The following is a 22174-nucleotide window of genomic DNA, read 5'->3' on the forward strand; positions in this document are numbered from 1 at the left end:
AGATGTTGGGTTACGACACGAATTAAGATTCTCGTTACAAATCAAATTAATTTTCCTGTCTAACCCAACCTACGATTATTAATAATAAGGTTAGTTTGTAGGTTGGGTTAGGTGCATTTTAAGAATAATGTTCAACGCAGGAATTGGAAATTGCACCGTAACCCAACATTACGATTGTGGAAAAATTTAGGAGATGTTGGGTTACGACACGAATTAAGATTCTCGTTACAAATCAAATTAATTTTCGTGTCTAACCCAACCTACGACTTACCAATTATCAATTAATTAAATACTCGCAACCGATCCACCATCAACGCGATAGTTGGCACCTAATACAAAACTTGCTTGTTGGGAACACAAAAAGGCAATTACTGCGGCTACTTCTTGCGCTTTTCCGCGACGATTAAGTTCTAAATTAGGGCGCTCTTTTTTCAAAAATTGGGAAATTGCTTCTTCAAAACTAATTCCTTTTTCCTCTGCTTGCTTTTTCATCATCGCGTCTGTCATGGGGGTGGCGATAAATGCGGGGGAAACTGAGTTTATCAATACGCCATCTTTACCGTAAGCTTTTGATAATCCTTTGGCTAAGTTGAGTACTCCGGCTTTGGCTGCACAGTAAGGTAGTTCGTCTATATAAGGTTGTAAGGCATCTTCGGAACTTATTAAAACTACTCTTCCCCAACCGGATTCGCGCATCGATGGAATGAAGGCACGACAAACCCGCACTGCTGACATTAAATCAACTTCGATTGTATTGTGCCATTCTTCGTCAGTTATTTCCAGAAAATCTCCTGTTGCTCCAGTGATTCCGGCTGCATTAACTAAAATATCAACTTTGCCAAAATGTTCTAAAATTTGTTTTTTAGCATTTTCAACTTGTGCAAATTCTCTTAAATCGGCTTTTACGTAGATTACTTCGCCAATTTTCCCGACTTCTTGGGCAGCTTGCTTTAATTTCTCATCAGTTTTATCAATTAAAGCGACTTTTACACCTTCGGAAGTTAGCAATTTCGCCGTTGCAATACCAATACCCGAATCACCACCAGTGATGACAGCAATCTTATCTTTAATACCAAAATCCATAATTACAGTTAACAGTGAGCAGTGAGCAGTGAGCAGTTAATTTGTGACTATTAACTGATGACTGTTTGAAGTTTATTTCACGGTTTTGGTATTTTTATCGCTCTGGGGTTTTATTTATTTAGTAGTGGAGAAGATGGATTTACATTTCTTTTGGTGGTTGAATTTTTACCGTTGTTAATGTTCGGTTATTAAATTCCCGTCGCGCTTTTTCCATGATTTCCGCAACATAATCGCCTTTACCTTCTGTATAAGCTTCCCTATCGTCACGAAACCGACTTGCTAAATCCCGCTTTAATTTTTCATATATTTTTGCTTCTTCTGGATGTATTCTTAAATAATCTCTAAATAATCGACGCTGCCAAAATTCACCGTTAATTTCTACTATATGAACGTGATGGGTACGCTTTTCCCCATATGGTGGCATTCCTTTAACAAAAAACATCTTTCCGGGATTAGGATTTTCTGCCCAATACACATATCCTAACTTTTGAAGAGGTTGAATAATGTTTTTCCCATCGGATACATCGCGTAACCCAACCATAATATCGATAACTGGTTTTGCTGCTAATCCCGGTACCGCAGTCGAACCAATATGTTGAATTTTCGTAATTAAATATTTCCCCACGGCTTTGCGAATAGATTCCGCTTCTACTTCAAACATATTTGCCCAATTTGGGTTATGCTCTACAATTTCTATTTCATCCATGATTTTTATGGTTCCCATTCCCGCATCTGGGAAGGGGTTAGGGGTTAGGTTTTTCTGATTTAACTGCGGCAAATTACAAATTACAACCTATAATATGGGATTGTGTCTATGTGTAGAAACATAAAAAAATGCCTAAACTAAAATCTCGCAAAGCTGCTGCAAAACGGTTTCGTGCTACTGGTACGGGTAAAATCGTTCGTCGCAAAGCTTTCAAAAACCACATTCTAGAAAAGAAGACTACCAATAAAAAGCGTAATCTATCCAAAGCGGTAATTGTTAACGAATGCGATGAAGAGAATGTACGCGGTATGCTTCCATATCTGCCAAGAAAGTAGATTTTGGAAAATAATTACCAAATTATTGCAAAATAACTGAGAAATAAAAGGTAAATAACTGAGACATTAAATTATGCCAAGAGTAAAGCGCGGTAATGTTGCTCGCAAACGCCGCAAAAAAATCCTCAAACTAGCTAAAGGCTATCGTGGTTCTCATTCTACTTTATTTAGAACCGCCAACCAACAGGTAATGAAAGCCCTGCGTTACGCTTATCGCGATCGCAAAAAACGCAAGCGCGATTTTCGTCGTCTGTGGATTGCTCGTATCAATGCAGCTTGTCGTCAACACGGCATGAGCTACAGCAAATTCATGGGCAATTTGAAAAAATCCAACATCGAAATTAACCGTAAAATGTTGTCTCAAATGGCGATTTTAGATCCCGCAGGTTTTAGCAAAGTAGCCGAAATGGCCAGCCAAGCTAAATAAATGGATAAAAAAGTTCGTAGTAAGAGTTTTAACTCTTATGTTGAGGATTAAAATCCTCACTACGAACCCTTACTGATGTAGCTGGTGTTGCTTCACAATGATTGATTGGTTGAGATTACGGTTAATTTATCGCCAAAATCGGCAATGCAATCCGCAGCGGATGTCACATCTGCTACTATCCGCTGCTATGATTTTATGTCTAACTTGTTTGTTCCTTAATGTCGGAACATCACCCGTATTCGCTGCATCGTTAAAAGAAATTCAGCAGCGCGGCTATATTAATGTTGCAGTCAAAGATAACTTTCCGCCTTTAGCATTTCGAGACGAAAGCGGGAATTTACAAGGATTTGAAATCGAAATCGCGCAAAGGTTAGCAAAAGACTTGTTAGCTAAACCAGACTCAAATAATTCGGATAAATTAGATAAATTAATTAAGTTAAAACCCGTCACCAATTTACAGCGACTCAAAGTAGTAGAGAAAGGTGAAGTTGATATGGCGATCGCTAAAGTAACGGCGACTCCTTCACGAGAGCGCATCGTAAACTTCAGCATTCCTTACTACTTGGATGGCGGATTTATAGCTATAAAAAATACATCATTTCAAAAGCTAACCGACTTACAAAATAGTAAAATAGCTGTCCTCAAAAACTCCAGCACCATTGCGCCGCTAAGATATTACCTCCCCGAAGCCGATTTAATAGGAGTTAAATCTTACTTAGAAGGACAAAGACTTTTAGAGAACAATCGAGTATCAGCATTTGCCGCTGATGTCACCAGTTTGAGCAACTGGTTAAAACAAAATCCTCAGTATCGATTATTATCAAGCAAAATATCAACACAACCCTTATCGGTGGTAATGCCCAAAGGATTAGAATACGACGAACTACGACGACAAGTAAGCCAACTAATCGGCAGTTATTTAGAAAGCGGCTGGTTAAAACAACGCGCTGAATACTGGGGTTTGCCAATGAACAATTATCAATGAACAATTATCAGTATTGGGTAACGCAATTACACAATCAAGACAATAGGGGTTTAAGCTCCTGGAAGTTGAGATAAATTGATATCTTGCATCATTATCGTTAAGCCCAAATACCCGCCTTGGAATAAATTCCCAGGCTAATATACAAAGTACGTTAAAACGCACTGAAAGCCTTGGGCAGTAATATTTATAAGACTTTCGCTATGAGAGGGGGTTTTAAAACCCCGGCGGTGTTGAGAATGGTACAAGATATCTGGATAAATTGATAAATCGTAATTTTTTTCCACCAGAAATTCTAGTATCCTAATAATTAACTTCTAATAACTGATAACTGTTCACTGTTCACTGATATGAATAACGATTTAGCAACTATTTATCTATCTATTTTAGTCGGCATACTGTTCATCGCAGCTATAGCCGTTTTCCGTCAAATATTTAAGTCTCGCAAACAGGAAGGTTCTTTTTCCAAATTGCGCTCAAAATTGAAGAAAGAAACGGGTTCAGTAAAAGAATATTGTGAATTAGCAAGTATCTATTCCCAGAAAAAACTGTTTTCTCAATCAGTTAGCCTGTTTCAAAAAGCAATCAAATCAGCAGAAGACGAAGAAGAAAAAGATGAGAAAACAGAAGATTACGTAACCTTGGCTTACAACGGTTTAGGTTTTGCTTACTTTGCTCAAGAACAATACGACTTAGCAATTCGTAATTATAAACAAGCCTTAAAAAGACAGCCGGATTATGTAACTGCTCTGAATAATTTAGGTCATGCTTACGAACGTAAAAAGTTGAATGCTCAAGCTTTGGAAAATTACGAAAAAGCATTAAAAATTGATTCTAAAAATGCTGTTGCGAAGCGTCGCGCTGAATCTTTGAGAAGGTTGGTTGCGGTTTAGGTTGGGGAATAAACCTCACCCCCTTCCCCTCTCCTTGTTAAGGAGAGGGGTGTTCGAGGTAAATATTAAATCAATCAAAAAAAGAAAGTCCTGGATTATATTTCTGAAAAATCGGAAGCATTTTTTCTTTATCCCAATCTAAAAAATTATCTTTACCTAAATAATAAGCACCTGTTTCTAAATATTCAGTAAGAGTTTGCATCATTGTTGTCAAGCTTCGGAATATCATTTTTAAATCCAATGCATCGCTTATATCTATTATCGGTGAATGTTGCTGTTTCTCTCTACTTAATAAAACAGCACAAAAATCGCAGTTAGAACGAAGAAATGGAAATAAATGTGTATCGCTGTAAATGTCAACTTGATTAGCGTCTAACAATTTAAAAATACTTGGGAAATCTTCAAGTTCAAGAATATCAATCTCAACAATACCCAAGTGATATTCTATCGCTTCATCTAAAGGCATATATACCATTGAAGGATAAACAGTAGATTTTAAATCTTCACCACCTTCTACACCATTTCGCCAGCGATATAATTCATAAATATCTTCTGGTAATTCTAATTCAACATTTGCTAATTTTTCCCGAATTTCTTCGTCACTTAAACCCGGTAGAAACGAAGCAGCATAATCTGGTCTATTTTGCTCTAACCATCGCATGATTTTGTTAAGAGAATCAGTTAAAACTGACATGATTTGATTTGTAATATTTTAGTTGCAAGATTTCAAAATCCTAACTCACAGCATATTCCGTAAACTTACGCATAAATGGAGACTGAAATCCTAAAACAATATCTTCCTTTGGAACTCCTAATACAACTAAATCTGCTGCAATATCGTCTTCCGTGCCGTTCCATTGCAGCCAAATTTTTTCACCTTTAATATCTATGTGAATAATACAGGAATGCGTCCAATTATTACCTTCCCATCCTACATAAACAATTTGATAATGGTCGCGTTGTGTATCAAAAATTGTTTGAACTTCAATATCTCCGTAAGCTGATTTGTGTTTACCGTGTTCGAGTAATATTTCCTGTATTAATTGACGGTATTTTATTAACTTTTCCATTCAACAATCTCCTCACGCTCTATATCGTAAACAATAATTTTAACTTTATTTTCTTGTAACATCTCTTTGGGAAAATCAAGTTGAAAAAACGTTTCATAAGTTATTAAGGGAACTGCTAAATACAAAACACGTTCTGGCTCTCGTCGTCTCAAAGCACCTCTATAATTAATAAACTGACCTAATGCGGTATGAAATTCCGAGATTGCAGATGACTTTTCTAAAAAGCTTTGGTTCTTCAGCACTTGGTATGCTAATTAAATAGTCGTAAAAAGGCAGAAGGCAGAAGGCAGAGGGCAGAAGGGAAAAATAGTTGTAGAAGGTATTTTATATGAATAAATACTTTAAAGTTCTTACATAACAAGTGTTTCGGGCTTTTTAACTGAAGATTTAGCATACTATGTAATGAAGAGCCAAAGCTTTTGACTTCTACAGCAATTTTTTATCCTTCTCGTTCTGCTGCAATTAACTTTTCTGCTGCTAAGTCAATTGACATTTTTACGCCACCTAAGTTAAATGAAAGTGGGTCGTGAGTTATCTGCCAAGCATCTTTTTGTAAAGCATTTTTAACAATTTGATGAAAGGCATCTCTAGCAGACATAGATGTTTACGATAATATTCTTTATTTTTTATATTATCCCAATTTAATGGTGCGTTACGGCATTTTCCTGCATGGTAAATTTAACCGCAACATAGTAAAGCCTTAGCACACCCGACAAAAGATGAACCAGAATTTAAAATTATTAACAAAAACGTTACTTAACTTACTAAATCTCCTCAAAAAGCCCCAATTGTTAGAAAATTTAACTGTTAAATCAACTTCTATTAACTTCTCTGTCTCAAAACTACTTATTTTGGGACAATTGAGAACGTTGATAAATTAAAGCACTTATAGTCCAATCATCGGACAAGTTTATTTTCTATAAAAAGGAGAACACAAAAATGAAATTAGCTTACTGGATGTATGCTGGCCCCGCTCACATTGGTACTTTGCGGGTTGCCACTTCTTTTAAGAACGTTCACGCCATTATGCACGCACCGATTGGCGATGATTATTTTAATGTGATGCGATCGATGTTGGAGCGGGAACGCAATTTTACTCCGGTGACTACTAGTGTTGTCGATCGCAATGTTCTTGCTCGCGGTTCTCAAGAAAAGGTGGTAGATAACATTACCCGTAAGGACTCTGAGGAACATCCCGATTTAATCGTATTGACTCCGACTTGCACTTCCAGCATTCTGCAAGAAGATTTAGAGAATTTTGTGGAAAGAGCGCAAATGGATGCTAAATGCGATGTGATGCTGGCTGATGTTAACCATTACCGTGTCAATGAGTTAGAAGCCGCTGACAGAACTTTGCATCAAGTTGTCAAATACTATATTGAAAAAGCGCGTAAAAAAGGCGAGCTTCCAGAGGGTAAGACTGAAAAACCTTCTGTAAATATCATTGGTGTTTCAACTCTCGGTTTTCATAATCTGCACGATTGCACCGAGTTAAAAAAATTGATGAACGATTTGGGAGTTGAAATAAACGCTGTCATCCCCGAAGGTGCTTCAGTTCATGAGTTGAAGAATTTGCCCAAAGCTTGGTTTAACTTGGTACCTTACCGCGAACTTGGCATGATGGCAGCCAAGTATTTAGAAGCGGAATTCGGAACACCTTACGTTGATATTGCGCCGATGGGTGTAGTAGAAACTGCTCGCTGTATCCGTAAAATTCAGCAGGCAATCAATCAACAAGGTGCTGAAGTAAATTACGAAGAATTCATCAACGAACAGACACTGCACGTATCTCAAGCTGCATGGTTCTCTCGTTCGATTGACTGTCAGAACTTAACTGGTAAAAAAGCCGTTGTATTTGGCGACAACACCCACGCAGCCGCGATGACCAAAATTTTAGCCAGAGAAATGGGAATTCACGTAGTTTGGGCTGGTACTTACTGTAAATACGATCAAGAATGGTTCCGAGAGCAGGTAAGCGAATACTGCGACGAAGTACTGATTACCAACGATCATGGTGAAATTGGAGATGCGATCGCCAGAGTTGAGCCTTCAGCAATTTTCGGTACGCAAATGGAGCGTCACGTAGGTAAGCGGTTGAATATTCCTTGCGGTGTAATTGCTGCACCGATTCACATTCAGAATTTCCCCATCGGTTATAAGCCTTTTATGGGCTATGAAGGAACCAACCAAATCGCCGACTTAGTATATAATTCCTTCACTTTGGGAATGGAAGATCACCTATTAGAAATCTTCGGTGGACACGATACCAAAGAAGTAATAACTAAAGGAATTTCTGCTGACTCTGACTTAGGTTGGACAAAAGAAGGATTAGCAGAATTGAATAAAATTCCTGGATTTGTACGCGGTAAAGTGAAGCGAAACACCGAGAAATTTGCAAGAGAAAGAGGTGTTAAAGATATTAACGTTGAGGTACTTTACGCTGCGAAAGAATCAGTTGGTGCTTAGTTAAGTGACAATCAATCAGTGAATGATATGAAGGAGCATCTATTGACGATGCTCTTTTTATTTAGTTGCAAACAATAATTTATAGATGTTAGTTAAAATATGATCGGAGATTGCTTCATAGTATTGTATTAAGCGGAGAAACAAATGATAAATAAGTCACCATCTTTACAAACAGCAATTGAATATGTAGAAGCGCTATCCGCAGAAGAACAAGATATGTTATTTGAACTCATAAAAAAGAGACGTATTGAAAAGCGACGCGAAGAAATTGCAGCAAGTGCAATTGAGACTTTAAAGGAATGGAAATCAGGTAAAGCCAAGCGCGGTAAGTTTTCTGATTTAAAAGCCGATTTATTAGATGAAGAATGATAACTTTAATTTGGGGTACAAGTTTTAAACGGGCTGTTAAGCGTATTGTTCGTAAAAATCCTCAGTTAGAAGAAAAAATATTAGCTGTTTTAGAACTGTTAGCTAACGATCCATTTGCAAATTCCTTGAAATCGCATAAGCTGCGAGGACAATTAGATGGCTTATGGGCTTGTTCGGTTGAATATGATTGTCGAATTATTTATACATTTGATCAAGATAGTGATAGCGATAATGAAATAATTTTATTAATAGATATTGGTACTCATGATGAAGTTTATTAAGCTATATATGAAGCAATCTAGTAATCATGAAAGAAAAAATCAAACTTATGGCTGATTATGGATGCTATCCATTATGGTGGGTTAGTTCTGAAAAAATGGGCGATATCGATCCAGAAACACTACCGCTTAGTCAACAAACCATAAGTCGTTTAGAAAAATGGGCAGAAATGTACGATGCAAAATTAAACGAAGATGAACCTGCTTTATCTAGTTTTTCAACTAACGAAGAACAAGAAAGTTTTGAAGAAGAAGGAATCAATTTGTGGAAACAACTTAAACAAGAATTAGCAATTAATTATGAAGTTGTTTATTTTAGCGAAAAGCTAGGTAAAATAATAGCTAATCCTAATGAATTAAAAGTGTTACGTTAAATAACAATACAATATTTCAATATTTTTATGATTATTTATTCAGTCCTCTTAAGAGGACTAACAAAATAATAATTTTAGTTTGAACGGTAGATTTTAACTATTCGTTATATCAATTAATTATAGGGTGATTGAAAAGGCTAATTGATAACAAACCAAGATGTGAATATGTAAATATGTAAATAAACAAAGTTTAAAATCCCCATGTCTATCCTTAACGAGAATTCTAACTATTCTTTTCGCTCTTACTTTGAATTATCCAATGATACTGATGAAATTTTAGCTGAGTTTGATTACTTTTTCACTCGTAAGCGTCTGCAACTTCCTAAAACTAGCCGCGAAATCGATGGTTTAATAGAACTACGTAATTCAATTGAAGAAACTATTCCTTATGTAACTCTTAGCAGTGAAGCAGCAAAACGAGAAATTTTAATTGCACCTGTTTTAAGTCGAGTTGCAGTAATTACGAAGCGACTTTTGAGAATTGAATATCCAGTGAAGGTAAATAACCTACTTCAAGGAAATCTTGACTACTTGATTCAATCTCAACATAGTTTAATTGTAATTGAAGCAAAACGCGATGATTTGACAAAAGGTTTTACTCAACTTGCAGTAGAGATGATTGCAATGGCAACATTAGAAAAATCACCGGATATAATTTATGGTGCTGTGACAATGGGTGATGTTTGGGTATTCGGTATTTTGGAACAAGCTTCACGCACTATTACAAGAGATATTACTTCCTATACTTTACCCGATGGTTTGGAAGAGATAGTCAAGATTTTGGTTGGGATTTTGGAGTAGTTGTTAATAGTTGGTTATGGTGGTGCTTTTGTCGATGGTGCGAAGGAAGTTGAAATTGTCCCCTTTAGTCAAAAGCAAACGGAAGAATATATACAAACTTGGTTTACCAATGCTGCTGGTTACATTGAAGATGATTCCGTTTCAGCAGAGCAATTGATTACCGAATTGCGGGAGAAACCCCAAATAGTGGATTAGCGCAAAATCCTTTACTTTTATCATTGGTTTGTAGCTTATATCAGACACAAGGTTTAGAACTTCCAGCACGAAAAGCTCAGATTTACGAAAAAGCCGTAGATTATATGTTGCGGGAGTGGAGAAATGATAATAATAGATTAGCTTCCGAAGACGGATGGGTAATAGCCAAAATCGAATTATTAGAATCCCTAGCGTATCAATTTAGCTGTGAAGGTAAAGAAGTTTTCAGCTTGCGAGAAATCCGGGATGATATCAACAAATTCCTAGAAACTGGGAAAGCTAATGATTTTAGGAATATTACAACAACTGAATTAATTAGAGAACTTTGTGAAGAAGATGGAATTATCTAAAAATTAACTAGAGAAGGAGAGCAATATTTATTTTTACACCGGACATTTCAAGAATAAACAATTGACTGTCAAAAACTCCGCGCACCTCCCCGCTTCCCTCCGCGCCCCTCTGCGTTTAAAAACACAACTTCAACACCAAAAAATCCCTCTTTTCTACCCCCTCAAAGCCACATAAACCCCCGTAAAACTCCCCGCCTTCACCCCATCCCCAAAAACATCAACATTCAACTCAATTCTACTCTTCGATTTCCTTTCCAACATCTTGATAAACTTCTGCCAAACTTCCACCGATGGAAACGGACAAACAGCTACAAAATCACCATCAATCGGCTGAAGATATTCTATAGAATTACGCTGAATCACAATTCGAGAAGACAAAGATAATGCTTGTAAATTAGTATGAACTAAAGTCCATCCCGCAAGAATTGCTAAAGCCGAAACGCTACCACCAAAAACTGTAGAGCGATGATTTATATTTGGTATCAAAGGTGCTTTTAACGTAATACCATTTTCATCAACTTGCTTAACTTTAACCTCCATACTTTTAGATAGCGGAATATGTTCGTGAAGGTAGCTTTCAACATCTAGAATATTAGGAAGCATAATTATATTTAAAACGAGTCGATGTGTAGAAACGTAGCAGTGCTACGTCTATCTAATTTGCCGAACAAACGACATATGGATTAATTTTACGTTGCCTAATCGCTAACTTTGCTATCCTCATAAAAGCAAGTATTCTCGTATTGCCAAATACATTAACCCGTACACATTTATTTTTATTAAATCAAATCAAATTCATGTTCAACTACACCAATAAACTAATTCAAAGTTGGAAAGAAGAAGTAAGCCCTCGATTATCACCTTTACTATCATTAATCTGGGTTGGAGGTTTTCTAATTTCCGCTTTTTCAGTATGGGGATTTTTCCAAATTGCAGAAAGAGTATTTTCAGAACAAACTACAGAGCTTGATACGGCAATTTTGCAAAGAATTTACGAGCTACATACTCCTCTATTAAATCAAATTATGACGGGGATTACATTTCTGGGTAATGGTTCAACGTTAATTTTTATTAGTTGTATTGTAATGATTTTTTTATTACTTAGTAGAAAATTCGCTAGCGCTTTCACCCTAGTTATCGTCACATCTGGTGGTATCGGTTTAAATGTGTGGCTGAAAAATATATTTTCTCGCGTGCGCCCAGCTTTATGGGAGCGTGTTGTAGATGCTGCTTCTTATAGTTTTCCTAGCGGTCATGCGATGGTATCATTAGTTGTTTATGGTTTTATCGGTTATTTATTAATAGCTAATTTTCGTTCTTGGAGTAGTGGAATTTTATTTTTCACAACTTTATTAATATTAGCAATTGGCTTCAGCCGTCTTTATTTAGGAGTTCACTGGCCTACTGATATAATTGCTGGATATGCTGCTGGTTTGGTATGGTTAATTAGCTGTATTGTTAGTACAGAAATTTTACAGTTTTTGTTTGCTAGAAAGAATCAAGAAGCTGTTAGCGATTAATTAATTAATAATTTTATAGCGGTTTTCGGTTGAGTCGAATACATTTGAAACCTCACCCTGCCTCCGGCTTCCCTCTCCTTATTAAGGAGAGGGATTGAAGGTGAGGTTTTATATTTAATTTGAAAGAGTTACTTATTTATTCGATAGTAATATTAAATCCTCTTTGTCTAATTAATTTGGCATAAAGAGGATTTATATTTTAATTAATTTCAATAAAGTACAAAATTATATCTAAAAAAATCTTGTGGTACGGGCATCAGGGCACGTCCGAATCTAAATAATATCAAACTAATTCATAAATACTATTATAAAAAATTCCTTAACTGCTTAACGCAACCTACCCCGATAACCACGCTTAAGCACAAATAACACATAAAGATACTATTTGAAGAAAGAAATATAAAAATTATTTATTTGATAGTTGTACTGATAAATATAAAAATAAATGCTAACAAAGATTACAATACAAACCTATTAGTTGTACAGAATAAAGGGAAAAATCAATATAATTTGATTAAACCGATGTATTTCTGATAACTAGATTACAAAAAGCACATCAAAAACCTTAAAAACCCTTATATAAAAACCAGCGAGTGCATGGTAAGTTTTTCAAATCCATTGTCTGCACTTTCCGCGCTGCATAATGCATTTGCACTATTTAAAACCAGAACATCTAGAAGAATTAGTCAATGGTAGTGGCATTGATTTACACCTGTTAAAGCTGAATTTTCGCTCTCTTGAAGACAAAAATGCTTACGATTATCTATTTATTTCCGAGCTTATTCCCCGTACAAATACTGGAATAGTCAAAAGCTACTGGTTGGAACGTTATGCTCACGTTAGCGCTGGTGGTTGGTGGTGTTCGGGGGTTGATGTGCTGAATAATTGGCACATGATGGAGTGGGGATGTTTCAAGCCAAACGAGCCTCGTATAAATGAAAAAGGCAAGTCTATTAAGTACGAACATCCTCCTTGTACGCCGACGCGGATATTTTGTCTGCAAGTACCGTTACAGGTGTGGGAGCAAGTAGCCGAGCGTTACAATGTGAAGCTACCCGAAAATATTGCGATCGCACATGATGGTGCTGCTCACGGTTTCTGGAAATGGGTGATGGAACACAACATCCCCGTAATCATTTGCGAAGGTGTGAAGAAAGCCGCCACGCTACTTACACAAGGATATGCAGCTATAGGAGTTCCTGGAATTACCAGCGGTTATCGTGTTATTAAAGATAAATTTGGTAAAGTTATCCGTCGTCAATTGATTCCGGATTTAGCAGCTTTTTGTATTACTAAACGTACTATTCATATTTGTTTTGATTTTGAAACTGAACTTAAGAAAACCAACGCCGTAAACAACGCGATATCTCAACTTGGTTTATTATTTCAAGAAAAAAATTGTCCGGTACAGGTAATCGAGCTTCCAGGGATGGAAAAAGGTGTTGATGAGTTTATTGTTGCCAAAGGTGCAGTTGCTTTCGATAAAATCTATCGGCAAAGTCTGGATTTAGAAATTTATCTGGCTCATATTAAACCCCATACTAATTTAACTATTCCGGCAGCAGTTACTGTCAACCGTCGTTATTTGGGTGAAATACCTTTTCCGACTTCGGGATTAGTAGGTGTGAAGTCAGCAAAGGGCACTGGAAAAACTACAGCATTGCAAGAAGTTGTAAAACAAGCATTAAGTACAAAAAAACCCGTTTTATTAATTACTCATAGAATCCAGTTAGGGAAATTTTTATGCGAAAAAGTAGGGATTAAATGGGGTTTAGGTTATAAGGAATGGGGAATTCAAAATACAGGATTGTGTATTGATTCGATTTGGAAACTCAATCCTTCCGACTGGGAAGGGGCGATCATTATCTTGGATGAAGTCGAACAATCTTTATGGCATCTTTTACACAGCACTACTTGTAAAGATAAACGAGTTAAGATTTTAAAATTATTTCAGCAGCTAATTTCCACTGTTTTGACAACTGGAGGATTAGTTATTGCTCAAGATGCCGATTTATCAGATGTTTCTTTAGAATATCTTCAAAAATTAGGGGGAATAAAATTAACGCCTTGGGTTGTTGTAAATCAATGGAAACCTGAAAAAGCTTGGGATATAACTTTTTATGATTCTCCCAATCCTACACCGCTTATTCAACAGTTAGAATTAGATTTACTTGCCGGAAGAAAATGTTATATAACTACCGATAGTCGTTCCGGGCGCTACAGTAGTGAAACAATCGAGCGTTATTTAAGAGAACGTTTAAATAAGTTACGACATTTATATCCTAAAACTTTAATAGTCAGCAGTCATACTACTAATACACCAGGGCATGAAGCAGTTGATTTTGTAGCATCAATTAATCAAAAAATTCCCGAATACGATGCTGTTTTTGTCACTCCCAGTTTGGGTACGGGAATTAGTATTGACGTGCAGCATTTTGATAGAGTTTACGGCATTTTTCAAGGAGTAATTCCAGATTCTGAAGCCAGACAAGCATTAGCTAGGGTACGCGATGATGTGCCGCGTGTAGTCTGGTGTGCGAAGCGAGGAGTGGGTTTAATTGGTAGCGGCAGTAAAAACTATCGATCGCTGTCTTTTTGGTATCAAGAAAATCAAAAAGAAAATCTGGCTTTATTAAGTCCAATGCATAAAATAGATGTCGATTTACCCTTAGTTTATGACCCCATTCATCTACGAACTTGGGCAAAATTATCGGCAAGAGTAAATGCTTCAATTAACTTTTATCGTCAATCGATGAAAGAAGGTTTAACGGCTGAAGGACATAATTTGTGGGTGCGTACCAATGATATTCAGAAGAATATTATTAAAGATTTACGCTACGCATTTTTAGCTACCGATAAAGACGATTTAGCAAATCGGAGAAGATTGATTTTAGAAATTGTCAAAGTTAAAAGAGACTGGGAGCAAAGCCAGAGGAAATCTCAAGAAATTAATCATAATATCAAGAAAATAAAACAACAAAATCAATTAGCGCTAGCAACCGCTGTAACCAACGCTCCAGATATAGATTATCTAGAATACGAACAGCTATTAAAAAAACATTGTCTTACAGATAACGAACGTCACAAAATCAATAAATATTTTCTTAAAAAAAGATACGGCGTAGAAATAACACCCCATCTAAAATTGCAAGATGATAAAGGATATTACTATCAATTGCGAACCCATTATTACCTAACTCATTCCAGCGATTATTTTCATATAAGAGATAAACAAGAATGGAATCAACAGCTATCTTGCGGTGAAGGAAAGGTTTTTCTCCCAGATTTAAAGATTTATACTTTGAGAATAGAAGCCTTACGAGCATTAGGCGTTTTACAACTACTCGAACCAGGTAGAGAATTTACCGAAAATGATGCCGATTTGATATTGCTGAAAAATACTGTATTGCAATGCACCAGACACATTCAAAGAGCGTTAAATATTAATTTAGCAGTCGAAAATGAGCAGGTTTCGACAATCAAAATTATTCGGCGACTGTTTAATTTATTCGGCTTGAAATTGAAGCGGGTAAATAATGTATATCGTATCGATAGAGAAACACTGAATGATGGAAGAAATGAGATATTTTCTGTATGGTGTCAGCGAGATGAATTAATGTTGACGCATTTGAAAAATGTCGCCGATTCTCGGATAGAAATGAAGAGTGAAGTAGTTTTAAATCATTTTTAGACAATTAGAAACCCGGTTTAAAAAAACGGGTTTCTGGAAGCTGTTCATTCTCTCGTTACAAGGTAGAACCTTGTAATGCATTTTAGGAGGCTCTGCCTCTAGACTATGACAAAAGAGGCAGAGCCTCACAGAAGGGTTCCCAGCCAGAGACTGGGAACCAGAGATTGATATCACCGATTCCTGGCATACCGGGGACGGCAGGGAGTACCCCAGCAAACCTGCCCGTCAGGCATATCTGTCAAAACACTACTGCGAGCGCCAACTACAGCATTCGCTCCAATTGTTACTCCTGGTCCCACAAAGCAATCTGTAGCAACCCAAGCACCGTTACCAATTGCAACCTTCTTAGTCTGTAAACCGAAGGCTGGATCTTTGATATCATGGCTAGCAGTACAGATATAGCTTTTCTGTGAAACTACGCACTGAGTTCCGATGTTAATTTCGTCGAGACTATATAAAACCACATCATCACCAATCCAGCTATAGTCACCAATAGTCACTTTCCAGGGATAAGTAAAACGGGCAGTAGGTCTAATTAATACACCTTTACCAATGCGTGCGCCGAATAAACGTAGCAGGGCGCAACGCATACCGCTCATATTATGCAGAGTCAGAGGAAAGATAATTGCCTGCACGAACCACCATAAAAATATATACCAACCCGCACGTCCTCTATCGAAGTCAGATTGATCGTATTTACGTAAGTCTACAAAAGGTTCGGCATTTAATGATGCGGGAATTGGGGATTGAGCATTGGGCATCGTCGGAATTTTGGATTTTAGATTTTGGATTAAAAATTGTAGAGACGTAGCACTGCTACGTCTCTTAGGAGTTAGGAGTTAGGAGTTTTCTACCCCCTCTTCCCCCTCTACCCCCTCTACTCCCTATCAACTTACTGGCTGACTAACTTTCCCAGGCATCACGGGTTGGGTATTTTTCGAGGCGTTGACGGTATTCAAACTACCACCGCAGCTACGCAACTCGTAGAGTTTTACGCCGATTTGATATTCGTATTGACTTAAAAGTCGTCCGTAAATATATCCAGCTTTTCCGTCTAGGAAACCGCGCTGAATTATGTAAAACAAGATAAAGCGTAAAAGTGGTTTAAATGGTAATCTTACCCAGATTTTCTTTAAGAAACGCTTGCGCTGTACGGAGTCCCCAAATAAACTTGCGCCGATGGTGCCGTCATCGCCTTTACCCGTAAGTAAATTATAGTAAACGCGAGCTTCCCAATTGGAATAACGATTGTGTCTGGCTAACCAGTGGTAAAGATCGCGGAAGTCTTCGTGAAGCATATCTTCTTTTAGATATCCAACTTTACTACTTAAAACAACGTGTTCGTGAACTTCGTTGTCTCCTGTATTAGGAATATCTTCGGTATTAAGGTTTTCGTAGCGACCTTCTTTATGCTTGAATAAACGCAGGTTCCAATCGGGGTATTTTCCACCGTGGCGAATCCATTTACCCATGAAAAATACGCGGCGATTTAGATAGTAACCACCATTATCTGGATTTTCGATAGCTTGAGCAATTTCATCCCATAATTCAGGGGTAATACGCTCGTCACAATCAACTATCAATACCCATTCATTGCGAAAAGGTAAGTTTTCTAAAGACCAATTTTTCTTTTTTGGCCAGCCTCCCTTAAACTCAAACTGTACTACTGTTGCACCCAAATTTTCAGAAATTTCAATGCTTTTATCGCTACTTTGAGAATCTACAACGAAAACTTCATCCGCTCTGGCGACACTAGCAAGACAAGCAGGTAAATTTGCTTCTTCATTCTTAGCCGGAATTAAAACGGAAACTGGGATCTTAGAAGACATATAATTATATTTTAGTTATTAGTTATTAGGTGTTAGTTGTTAATTGGTAGTTAATAAAACCACTATATACTAACTACTTTTCTTTGATAGAAGTCCCTGAATAGCTGCGTTTAAATAACCTATTTGACCGTAAGCATAAACAAGTTTATCAAAACGTTCTGCTGGGTCGGAATAATGTTGCAATGCTTTATATAAACCGCGTATAAACCGTTCGCCACCGCGCTGTAATTGCCCCGTACCGGCTTTACCGGCTAGTTGCTCTCGGTAACATTCGCTTATACCTTGCCACCAGCCCCTACTAATAAACCAGGAACGCTTGAGACGTTCTGGAGAGACATTATGAGCCGCTAAAGCATCGGGAAGATAAGCTACTTCCCAACCTTTTTCTAAGGCTAATTCGGTCATTTGCAGTTCCTCGTTGGAAAGTAAGTTTTTACCTACTCGTCCGAGATTGATGTCGAAACCTCCAATTTCGTCCAAGAAACTGCGCCGTAGCGAATAATTTAAGCCTCTAGGTGTGTCACCTGGGTTTTCGATTTTGACAACGCGATCGCCTAAATCGTAAGCTCCCAAATTACCGGCTAATCCTGGTGATAGCCAACGGGGTGGTAAGGTATGTTCCGGCCACAATAATGTAACTTTACCGCCAGCAATTGCTAATTTAGAGTTACTTTGATAGGCTCCGTAGAGTACTTGCAACCAGCACTCGCTTGCTACAGCATCGTCATCAAGATATGCTAAAATTTCCCCGTTTGAAACTTTAGCACCTGTATTTCGAGCTACAGATAATCCAAGTACAGGCTCGTAAATATACTTAAGACGCGAATCGTCTAATCTTTTCTCTACGACTTGCTTGGTATTATCTTTTGACCCATTATCTATGACTACCACTTCAAAGCCTTCGGCAAAATTCTGCGACAAAAGGCTATCTATGGCAGCGCCCAGATAATTCTCTCGATTGTGAGTACAGATAATGGCAGAAATTTGCGTGTCTGGCATTTTTATTGCAATTTTAGAAAGAGCCTTTATTTGGATTTGTAAAGCGCTAATTGATTGTAGCTTTATTGCTATTACACAAAGCGCGATCGCAAAAATTCAATATCCGTCTATACAGAATCTTAACTAAAATTTATATACACACCAACCGAGTTTCTGCGGATATAAATTTTCTTGAGTTTGATTAAGTGTTAAAACTTTATTTTTGTTGTTTAATATGACCGTGTAAAACTACTAAAGTTTCTGCTAATTGATTCAAGCGATTTTCTAATTTCTGCTTGCGTTCTAGGTATTGACGTAATTGCTGATAGCGGGCGATCGCCATACTAACCTCTGGAACTTGTTCCGGCGGACAGGGGCGGGACCAAACTTCACCAGAAGCATCCAAACCGCACAAGCGATAGCCAGCACGCTTCGATTCAGACGAGGGCTGTGCTTCTTGGGCAGCACAAATTTCTTCTACGTAGTCCATCAAGCGATCGACTTCCGCATGACGCAGGGTTGCAGTGCCTTCCGGTTGTGGTTCAATCGTGTGAGATTCCAACCAGCCATTGACAATAGGTCCCTGTAAATAAAGGTCTTGAATTTGTCGTAAAATTTTGTGTAATTCAGTTTGCCATTTCCTGGCAATTTCTTGAATTTCTTGCAAGACATTAGATGCCAAGGCAGGATTGGGAGCATTACGGTGACTGCTAAAGCTAGGAGTTTTGAATTTAGGAAGACTCGGGGCTTTGATGTCCTCATCTAATGCTGGAAAAGTCTGAACCGAGTTATCTTCGTTATCTTGTCGTGAAAAGTTTTCTACAATCGCGGTAGAAGAATGTTCCATAACCTCTTCTGGTGATGTTGTCACACCAGTAGATTGATTTGCTCTTTCACTAATGCGAAACGATAAAGATTCTTGAACAGAAGCATTATCATTATCATCAATCGGATTTGTAACGCGAATGTCCAAATCCTGCAAAGTTTCCTCTATACGCTTTAAACCTGCTTTCATAGAAATATTCGGTGAAAGTTGATGTTTTTGTGCAGCTATACAACGCTCAAACGAGTTAGGGTTAAATTTTAAAGTCTTGTCATTAGTAGTACTAACCCCGATCTGTTGTATTTTTATCTATTAAAAGTTATTTATAACCAAAAATCATACCCTTGGGGTAAAAAATGCAGAAAAAATAGCAACCCTACTTTATTAAAGATACTGAGGAAACGGTTTTGAGTAAAGTTATCCTTGTCACCGGCCCCGCACGCTCTGGAAAAAGCGAATGGGCAGAAGCTTTAGCAAACCAGTCTAATAAAAAAGTGGTTTATATAGCAACAGCACTCTTATCGCCGGAAGATAAACAATGGCAGCAACGTATAATACAGCATAAAAATCGCCGTCCCCAAACCTGGATAACCTTAGAAGTACCTTTTGAATTATCCGCTACTCTAAGCGATGCCAAACCAAGTACCGTATTACTAGTAGATTCTCTAGGAACTTGGGTAGCAAATTACATCGAAAAAGACGATATTTCCTGGCTTGAAATCGTCGAAGAATTTTTAGAAACAGTACAGCTAGTTGCAGCAGAAATGATTTTTGTCGCCGAAGAAACCGGATGGGGAGTTGTACCAGCTTATCCCGTCGGTCAAACCTTTCGCGATCGACTCGGTTCATTAACCCGCAAACTAGGTACAATCAGCCAGACAGCATACTTAGTTACCGGAGGGCACGTGCTTAATCTCAGCGTACTCGGTAGCCGTTTGCCGTCTTGAGGGTAGAGGGGGAGAGGGGGTAGAGGGGACAAGGGGACAAGGATAATTTTAACCTTTAACCTTTGACCTTTGACCTTTGACTTTAATTACTCTCAACTTCTAACTTCTAACTTCTAACTTCTAACTCCTAACTCTCAACTCTTAACTATTCTCAATGCCCAATCTCCAATTCCCATTCTTTATTTATTTACAATTTGTAATCTAAAATCCAAAAGAAACGCATCCGTTGTCAAAATCTAAAATCTAAAATCTAAATATGGCATCTAAAACAGAAGTTAAAAAATACCTGGCTTATTGGTTTCAGTTGGGTAAGAAAGTTTTTATAAACAACGGTGCGGCAAGCTTGCAGCCCGGTAAAGTTGTTGATGGCGATCGCTATAGCGATGAGTTTGAAGAATGCTGGCAGAAAGTTCTTTCGTCTAAATCGGGTGAATGTTACTTGGAAGGTACTCAACAAACTGTTGCACAATTACTTTCACCTGAGTGGGATATGGCTTCTTGTTCCCGCTGCGAGATGCCGGTACCTTTGAAAAATTTAGGTATGCCGTCTTTGTTATGTCCTTGTAATGATGTACCAAATTGGCCTAATACCGAACTTCCACCACCACGAGAACCTGTTGAGTCTCAAAACCAACTAACTAAAATTCGCGACAGTCTTTTGGTAAATAAATCATCTGAGAGACAACAGATTAATGAGTAGGGAATAGGGAGTAGGGAATTTACACTTTGTGAAGAAGATTCGGCGGAGTAATCCTATTACAAGTAAAGATTATTGCGTTTCATGATTAATAATAATAACTAATATTATATTTGTTTTCTATTCCCCATTCCCCATTCCCTCTTCCCCATTCCCTCTTCTACAATTAATTAACACAACAAGTAGAAAATACTTTCTCTTAAAACAGTAAACCGAGTTTCTCTAGGGATGTCATGATAGAGAATGAGACAGTAAATTAAATTATAAAAATTACAACATAAGGCCGTGCAGATAACATTTTTAGGGACGAGTTCTGGAGTACCCACAAGGTCGCGCAATGTTTCTAGTGTCGCCCTTAGATTGCCGCAAAGAGCAGAACTATGGTTATTCGACTGTGGTGAAGGTACTCAACATCAGATATTACGGAGTGACTTGAAAATGAGTCAACTCTCCCGAATTTTTGTTACCCATATGCATGGCGACCATATATTTGGCTTGATGGGTTTGCTTGCTAGTTGCGGTTTGGCTGGTAATGTCCGTCGCGTTGATATTTATGGGCCGCAAGGTTTAAACGAATATTTGCAAGCCTGCAAGCGTTATTCTCATACACACTTTTCTTATCCGGTGAAAGTTCATGCTGTTCGTCCGGGGATAGTTTACGAAGATGCTGAATTTACTGTTAGCTGCGATATTTTGCATCATCGAATTACAGCTTATGGTTATCGCGTAGAAGAAAAAAACCGAGCGGGAAGATTTGATGTAGAAAAAGCCAAAGCCTTAGAAATTCCGGCAGGTAGAATTTACGGCCAACTCAAACGCGGTGAAACGGTAACTTTAAAAGATGGAAGAGTTATTAACGGTGCCGATTTATGCGGGCCTACAGAAATTGGACGCAAAGTTGTATATTGTACCGACACGGTTTTCTGTGAAAATGCAGTGGACTTAGCAAAAGATGCTGACGTATTGATTCACGAAGCCACTTTTGCCCATCAAGATTCACAAATGGCTTTCGATAGACTGCATTCCACATCCACAATGGCAGCGCAAACGGCTCTAGCAGCAGGCGCACGCAACTTAATCATGAGTCATTTCAGCCCCCGTTACGCCCCAGGAAATGCCATTGAATTAAAAGATTTACTAGAAGAAGGGCAAGCAATTTTCCCCAACACCAAAATGGCCTATGACTTCATGACCTACGAAGTACCCAGAAGGCGGGAAGCAGTGAGCAGTTAGGAGTTAGGAGTTAGGAAATAGGAAATAGGAAATAGGAAATAGGGAGTAGGGAGTAGGGAGTAGGGAGTAGGGAGTAGGGAGTAGGGAGTAGGGAGTAAGTTATTCTTCACCTTGTCTCCTTGTCTCC

25 protein-coding genes and 2 pseudogenes are annotated in these 22174 nt (G+C 37.9%); 16 read left to right on the top strand and 11 right to left on the bottom strand.

What is annotated here, in order from left to right:
• Positions 1 to 285: 285 nt before the first annotated feature.
• Together ACM03V_RS33230 and ACM03V_RS33235 are read right to left on the bottom strand one after the other, a co-directional pair.
• Positions 286 to 1083 carry an SDR family NAD(P)-dependent oxidoreductase gene (locus ACM03V_RS33230; RefSeq protein ID WP_414625084.1) on the bottom strand — a complete coding sequence of 266 codons (798 nt, stop codon included), beginning with the start codon at positions 1081 to 1083 and terminating at the stop codon, positions 286 to 288.
• Positions 1084 to 1222: 139 nt separating this feature from the next.
• Positions 1223 to 1807, bottom strand: a complete 585-nt coding sequence (locus ACM03V_RS33235) for a GrpB family protein (protein ID WP_414625085.1) — start codon at positions 1805 to 1807, stop codon at positions 1223 to 1225.
• A 110-nt stretch (positions 1808 to 1917) separates the two neighbouring features.
• Between ACM03V_RS33235 and rpmI the strand changes: the two genes are divergently transcribed.
• The 4 genes from rpmI (at position 1918) to ACM03V_RS33255 (ending at position 4426) form a co-directional block, all read left to right on the top strand.
• Positions 1918 to 2124 carry a 50S ribosomal protein L35 gene (gene rpmI / locus ACM03V_RS33240; protein WP_414625086.1) on the top strand — a complete coding sequence of 69 codons (207 nt, stop codon included), beginning with the start codon at positions 1918 to 1920 and terminating at the stop codon, positions 2122 to 2124.
• 73 nt (positions 2125 to 2197) lie between these two features.
• Positions 2198 to 2551, top strand: coding sequence for a 50S ribosomal protein L20 (gene rplT, locus ACM03V_RS33245; protein ID WP_414625087.1), 354 nt, complete (start codon positions 2198 to 2200; stop codon positions 2549 to 2551).
• A 97-nt stretch (positions 2552 to 2648) separates the two neighbouring features.
• The gene (locus ACM03V_RS33250) at positions 2649 to 3536 is read left to right on the top strand and encodes a transporter substrate-binding domain-containing protein (protein WP_414625088.1); all 888 of its coding nucleotides are present in this window, start codon (positions 2649 to 2651) and stop codon (positions 3534 to 3536) included.
• A gap of 347 nt (positions 3537 to 3883) precedes the next feature.
• A complete protein-coding gene (locus tag ACM03V_RS33255; protein ID WP_414625089.1) occupies positions 3884 to 4426 on the top strand; it encodes a tetratricopeptide repeat protein in 543 nt (180 codons plus the stop codon).
• Between the two features lie 70 nt (positions 4427 to 4496).
• On the opposite strand, the gene ACM03V_RS33260 is transcribed toward ACM03V_RS33255, so the two are convergent.
• From ACM03V_RS33260 to ACM03V_RS33275, 4 genes and pseudogenes are all read right to left on the bottom strand, one after another.
• Positions 4497 to 5120 carry an SMI1/KNR4 family protein gene (locus ACM03V_RS33260; protein WP_414625090.1) on the bottom strand — a complete coding sequence of 208 codons (624 nt, stop codon included), beginning with the start codon at positions 5118 to 5120 and terminating at the stop codon, positions 4497 to 4499.
• Between the two features lie 40 nt (positions 5121 to 5160).
• The gene (locus ACM03V_RS33265) at positions 5161 to 5496 is read right to left on the bottom strand and encodes a XisI protein (protein ID WP_414625091.1); all 336 of its coding nucleotides are present in this window, start codon (positions 5494 to 5496) and stop codon (positions 5161 to 5163) included.
• Positions 5484 to 5726 (bottom strand): annotated as a pseudogene (locus ACM03V_RS33270) (element excision factor XisH family protein); the annotation flags it as partial. The gene ACM03V_RS33265 and the pseudogene ACM03V_RS33270, both read right to left, overlap by 13 nt.
• A 212-nt stretch (positions 5727 to 5938) precedes the next feature.
• A pseudogene (locus ACM03V_RS33275) lies at positions 5939 to 6094 on the bottom strand (element excision factor XisH family protein); the annotation flags it as partial.
• Between the two features lie 341 nt (positions 6095 to 6435).
• Between ACM03V_RS33275 and bchB the strand changes: the two are divergent.
• From bchB to ACM03V_RS33310, 7 genes are all read left to right on the top strand, one after another.
• Positions 6436 to 7962, top strand: a complete 1527-nt coding sequence (gene bchB / locus ACM03V_RS33280; protein ID WP_414625092.1) for a ferredoxin:protochlorophyllide reductase (ATP-dependent) subunit B — start codon at positions 6436 to 6438, stop codon at positions 7960 to 7962.
• A 144-nt stretch (positions 7963 to 8106) separates the two neighbouring features.
• The gene (locus ACM03V_RS33285; RefSeq protein WP_414625093.1) at positions 8107 to 8331 is read left to right on the top strand and encodes a hypothetical protein; all 225 of its coding nucleotides are present in this window, start codon (positions 8107 to 8109) and stop codon (positions 8329 to 8331) included.
• Positions 8328 to 8612, top strand: a complete 285-nt coding sequence (locus ACM03V_RS33290) for a type II toxin-antitoxin system YafQ family toxin (RefSeq protein WP_414625094.1) — start codon at positions 8328 to 8330, stop codon at positions 8610 to 8612. The genes ACM03V_RS33285 and ACM03V_RS33290 overlap by 4 nt, the downstream gene beginning before the upstream one ends.
• A gap of 26 nt (positions 8613 to 8638) precedes the next feature.
• Positions 8639 to 8983 (top strand): hypothetical protein, encoded by a 345-nt coding sequence (locus ACM03V_RS33295; protein ID WP_414625095.1) that lies wholly within the window; start codon positions 8639 to 8641, stop codon positions 8981 to 8983.
• A gap of 201 nt (positions 8984 to 9184) precedes the next feature.
• Positions 9185 to 9784 (top strand): hypothetical protein, encoded by a 600-nt coding sequence (locus ACM03V_RS33300; RefSeq protein ID WP_414625096.1) that lies wholly within the window; start codon positions 9185 to 9187, stop codon positions 9782 to 9784.
• Positions 9785 to 9979: a hypothetical protein gene (locus ACM03V_RS33305; RefSeq protein WP_414625097.1), complete on the top strand. Its 195-nt coding sequence runs from the start codon at positions 9785 to 9787 to the stop codon at positions 9977 to 9979. It begins immediately after the preceding gene.
• Positions 9980 to 10002: 23 nt separating this feature from the next.
• Positions 10003 to 10329 carry a hypothetical protein gene (locus tag ACM03V_RS33310; protein ID WP_414625098.1) on the top strand — a complete coding sequence of 109 codons (327 nt, stop codon included), beginning with the start codon at positions 10003 to 10005 and terminating at the stop codon, positions 10327 to 10329.
• Between the two features lie 153 nt (positions 10330 to 10482).
• Here ACM03V_RS33310 and ACM03V_RS33315 read toward each other — a convergent pair whose 3' ends face one another.
• Positions 10483 to 10932, bottom strand: a complete 450-nt coding sequence (locus ACM03V_RS33315; RefSeq protein ID WP_414625099.1) for a thioesterase domain-containing protein — start codon at positions 10930 to 10932, stop codon at positions 10483 to 10485.
• A 194-nt stretch (positions 10933 to 11126) separates the two neighbouring features.
• Here ACM03V_RS33315 and ACM03V_RS33320 point away from each other — a divergent pair, with 194 nt between their 5' ends.
• Complete coding sequence (locus tag ACM03V_RS33320) at positions 11127 to 11849, top strand: phosphatase PAP2 family protein (RefSeq protein ID WP_414625100.1); 723 nt, start codon at positions 11127 to 11129, stop codon at positions 11847 to 11849.
• A gap of 643 nt (positions 11850 to 12492) precedes the next feature.
• A complete protein-coding gene (locus ACM03V_RS33325) occupies positions 12493 to 15540 on the top strand; it encodes a plasmid replication protein, CyRepA1 family (RefSeq protein ID WP_414625101.1) in 3048 nt (1015 codons plus the stop codon).
• A 170-nt stretch (positions 15541 to 15710) separates the two neighbouring features.
• Here ACM03V_RS33325 and hpsU read toward each other — a convergent pair whose 3' ends face one another.
• From hpsU to ACM03V_RS33345, 4 genes are all read right to left on the bottom strand, one after another.
• The gene (gene hpsU / locus ACM03V_RS33330) at positions 15711 to 16301 is read right to left on the bottom strand and encodes a hormogonium polysaccharide biosynthesis acetyltransferase HpsU (RefSeq protein WP_414625102.1); all 591 of its coding nucleotides are present in this window, start codon (positions 16299 to 16301) and stop codon (positions 15711 to 15713) included.
• A 126-nt stretch (positions 16302 to 16427) separates the two neighbouring features.
• Positions 16428 to 17369, bottom strand: coding sequence for a glycosyltransferase family 2 protein (locus tag ACM03V_RS33335; RefSeq protein WP_414625103.1), 942 nt, complete (start codon positions 17367 to 17369; stop codon positions 16428 to 16430).
• A 69-nt stretch (positions 17370 to 17438) separates the two neighbouring features.
• Complete coding sequence (locus tag ACM03V_RS33340) at positions 17439 to 18368, bottom strand: glycosyltransferase (protein ID WP_414625104.1); 930 nt, start codon at positions 18366 to 18368, stop codon at positions 17439 to 17441.
• Positions 18369 to 18564: 196 nt separating this feature from the next.
• Positions 18565 to 19362 carry a hypothetical protein gene (locus ACM03V_RS33345; protein WP_414625105.1) on the bottom strand — a complete coding sequence of 266 codons (798 nt, stop codon included), beginning with the start codon at positions 19360 to 19362 and terminating at the stop codon, positions 18565 to 18567.
• 215 nt (positions 19363 to 19577) lie between these two features.
• On the opposite strand from ACM03V_RS33345, the gene cobU reads away from it, so the two are divergent.
• The 3 genes from cobU to ACM03V_RS33360 all read left to right on the top strand — a co-directional run bounded on the left by cobU (position 19578) and on the right by ACM03V_RS33360 (position 22047).
• Entirely contained in the window at positions 19578 to 20117 is a 540-nt protein-coding gene (cobU, locus tag ACM03V_RS33350) for a bifunctional adenosylcobinamide kinase/adenosylcobinamide-phosphate guanylyltransferase (protein WP_414625106.1), read from the top strand.
• A 256-nt stretch (positions 20118 to 20373) separates the two neighbouring features.
• Positions 20374 to 20817 (top strand): hypothetical protein, encoded by a 444-nt coding sequence (locus ACM03V_RS33355; RefSeq protein ID WP_414625107.1) that lies wholly within the window; start codon positions 20374 to 20376, stop codon positions 20815 to 20817.
• Between the two features lie 282 nt (positions 20818 to 21099).
• A complete protein-coding gene (locus tag ACM03V_RS33360; protein WP_414625108.1) occupies positions 21100 to 22047 on the top strand; it encodes a ribonuclease Z in 948 nt (315 codons plus the stop codon).
• Positions 22048 to 22174: the final 127 nt, after the last annotated feature.

Source organism: Calothrix sp. CCY 0018, assembly GCF_963920925.1.
GTDB lineage: Bacteria > Cyanobacteriota > Cyanobacteriia > Cyanobacteriales > Nostocaceae > Rivularia.